Annotated in this window: 3 protein-coding genes and 1 pseudogene; 1 reads left to right on the top strand and 3 read right to left on the bottom strand. The window is 43.0% G+C overall.

All coding sequences use genetic code 11. From position 1 onward, the window contains the following. Nucleotides 1-323: 323 nt before the first annotated feature. The 3 genes from CDG79_RS40165 to CDG79_RS40155 form a co-directional block, all read right to left on the bottom strand. A complete protein-coding gene (locus CDG79_RS40165; RefSeq protein WP_094347001.1) occupies nt 324-1,070 on the bottom strand; it encodes an S-layer homology domain-containing protein in 747 nt (248 codons plus the stop codon). Nucleotides 1,071-1,343: 273 nt separating this feature from the next. Then, nucleotides 1,344-1,784, bottom strand: a complete 441-nt coding sequence (locus CDG79_RS40160) for an aminoglycoside adenylyltransferase domain-containing protein (RefSeq protein ID WP_143855749.1) — start codon at nt 1,782-1,784, stop codon at nt 1,344-1,346. A 22-nt stretch (nt 1,785-1,806) separates the two neighbouring features. Further along, nucleotides 1,807-2,085 (bottom strand): Y-family DNA polymerase, encoded by a 279-nt coding sequence (locus CDG79_RS40155; protein ID WP_223278664.1) that lies wholly within the window; start codon nt 2,083-2,085, stop codon nt 1,807-1,809. A 105-nt stretch (nt 2,086-2,190) separates the two neighbouring features. On the opposite strand from CDG79_RS40155, the pseudogene CDG79_RS44640 reads away from it, so the two are divergent. Further along, nucleotides 2,191-2,387: pseudogene (locus CDG79_RS44640) on the top strand (CDP-alcohol phosphatidyltransferase family protein); the annotation flags it as partial.

The raw sequence follows: 2,387 nt of genomic DNA, 5'->3' as shown, positions 1-2,387 counted from the left end.
AATCATTTTCTCCCATTCTCCAATTGTTTTACGCGGATATGAGTTTGACCTCGACTACACAGCACGGGTGCATTAGGATTGTCAAAATTCCGAGTGTGGCTGGATGGATGATACTGTGTAGAGCGATGCCTACGGCGGAACGAAAAGCGACCATCGCTAAATAGCGATTTCTTACTACTGAGAAGCCTTTGGAGTTTCAGTTGGCGGATGTTTAATTTCTCCCTCGCTGTAACCTAAGTTATACATACTCACCGATTACGGTGGGTGGGTAGACCGGGAGCTTAACCCTACTTTTTATACATCAAACAATGCTCCCGTAGCTCTTAACTCCTAAGACAGTTGAGCATCCGTAATGTGGCTGCTGCTGCATAATTACGCCGTGTCCCAAGATTAGGAGAAAAAGCATTTCCAGTTTCATTCACGGGAGTTGCAACACCGCAGTAGACAGACATCTCTATAATTTGTTTTTGCGCCCAATGGTTAGATATATCACTGAACGCTATCGCCTGTTGCTTGTTTATCATACCTGAACCTCCTCCCCCCTCCAGGGCGTACTGAACAGCTTTACGCAATACCGTTATCAACTCAGCACGAGTTACTGTTTGGGTAGGACGAAAAGTACCATCAGAATAGCCTTGCATAATCCCATTATTTTTTGCCCAGTCAATCATTGCAGCACTCCAACGAGTTACCTTTACATCCGAAAAAGGCTTGCTGGTGACTTTCAATAAGTTTCCTGCTGCTGGCGGTGGGTCGTGTGGCACAGTCGCACTACTTACGGGTAGCTTACTGAGCGCGTTTATTACCATCGATATCATCTGTTTCCGTGTTAACTCTAACGTAGGACGAAAGGTATTATTAGAAGTGAAGCCTGCAATAAGACCTTTCTGAACAGCCTCTTGAATCTCTTGGGCATAAACATCAGCGTTAACATCGGTAAAGCTTGGGACTTCAGCAACTACTGGTTTAGTCATGAAAGCGTATAACAAGATAATCGCAGTAGTACCTGCGAAAGCTTTGGCAGTTAGTGAACCCAAAAAATTAAAAGTTGATTTGAGCAAAGGTTTCATAATTAATTAAATGATGAATTGAATGCTTACCTTTGTAGACGTTGTTCTCTTTAATCCAGTTTCTTAAAGTTATTAGTTATACCTGTAACTTTGCTATTGCTGTCGTCGGGCGGCAGATGATTGGGCGATCGCCCGAATGCTACCAATACTGCTCGGGTTTTGGATTTTAAACTGGAATTTAATTTGAGGTGCATATTAAACGGAAAGGGAAAATTTCATTTCTTTCTCTTTTACCCCACTTCTGCAAGAAGTTTACTGATGATGCTTTTACAGTTACATATCAAGGTTTTCTCTTGAAGATGCCTGTTCGTTACATACATTAATTACATAGCGTAAGAAGCGTACTGCTTCAACAGCGCGGCTCACTTTGCTGCGATAAGAGGAACCATGCCGAATTTCACGGAGGTTAATTGCCTCTTGAATAAGTTGATGCCACTTTGATGGAAGATGCACCAATGCATATCGACCGGCCTCCGTTTTGGAGAGGATTTCATGCTCTCTCAACACGTAAAACAGACGCAGAACGCCAAGCACAGCCCATTCAATACCACTATCTGTTAATAAATATGCTACTTTACCTGGCGCTCGTGTCCAACTCACCCAATAGCTGTTGAGATTTTCCTTCATCTTTCTTTGCAGTAGATTCCAATCGACTGTAAATGCAAGGTTTTCTAGTGGAAGTCCAATCAGACAAATCCCTCGATGTTTCAACACCCACCAAGTGGCTTGGTTTATGTCATGATATCCAGCAGAGTGCAGAACGCAAGATAAGTGCGGGACATTTAGCGATCGCTGTTATTGAAGGCATCGCGGAGTGAATGCCAAATTTTCTGGCTTCATAACTGGCTGCTGCAACTACGCCTCGCTGATTCGGGCTGCCACCGACGACTAACGGTTTACCTCGGTAGCTAGGGTTGTCTCGCTGTTCCACCGATGCGTAGAAGGCATCCATATCAACGTGAACTATCTTCCTGGTTCTAGCGACAGATTCTTGTCCCAAGGGTAGCTCCACCACAAACAGTCTCGTTTTTTACGCACTATGCCACGAACAAATTAAATCCTAAATTATAAACTACTTCGTCAAGCAGATAGCTGGGCTGATATTTGTTTGTATTTGTGTGTGGCGATCAGTATTTGGTTAGTATATCCCCAAGTAATCATCAATTTTCGAGTACCTTTATTATCCGCGGTTACTATCCAACTAATATTATTCACAATTAGTTTAATCAAGTTTCAGAAATTCCCTAGTTTCCATACCTACACTGCTAAAGCATGGGGATTAGCTCTACTTACGGCGACAGTCGGGTTATTTGGTTT

The sequence above is a fragment of the Nostoc sp. 'Peltigera membranacea cyanobiont' 232 genome, assembly GCF_002245985.1.
Lineage (GTDB): Bacteria > Cyanobacteriota > Cyanobacteriia > Cyanobacteriales > Nostocaceae > Nostoc.
The sequence above is the reverse complement of the archived record's forward strand: the minus strand, read 5'-3'. Positions and strand labels throughout refer to the sequence as shown.

Bases quoted from the DNA above. Each gene is read 5' to 3' on its own strand.
- CDG79_RS40165 (WP_094347001.1), bottom strand. From the start codon at position 1,070: ATGAAACCTTTGCTCAAATCAACTTTTAATTTTTTGGGTTCACTAACT.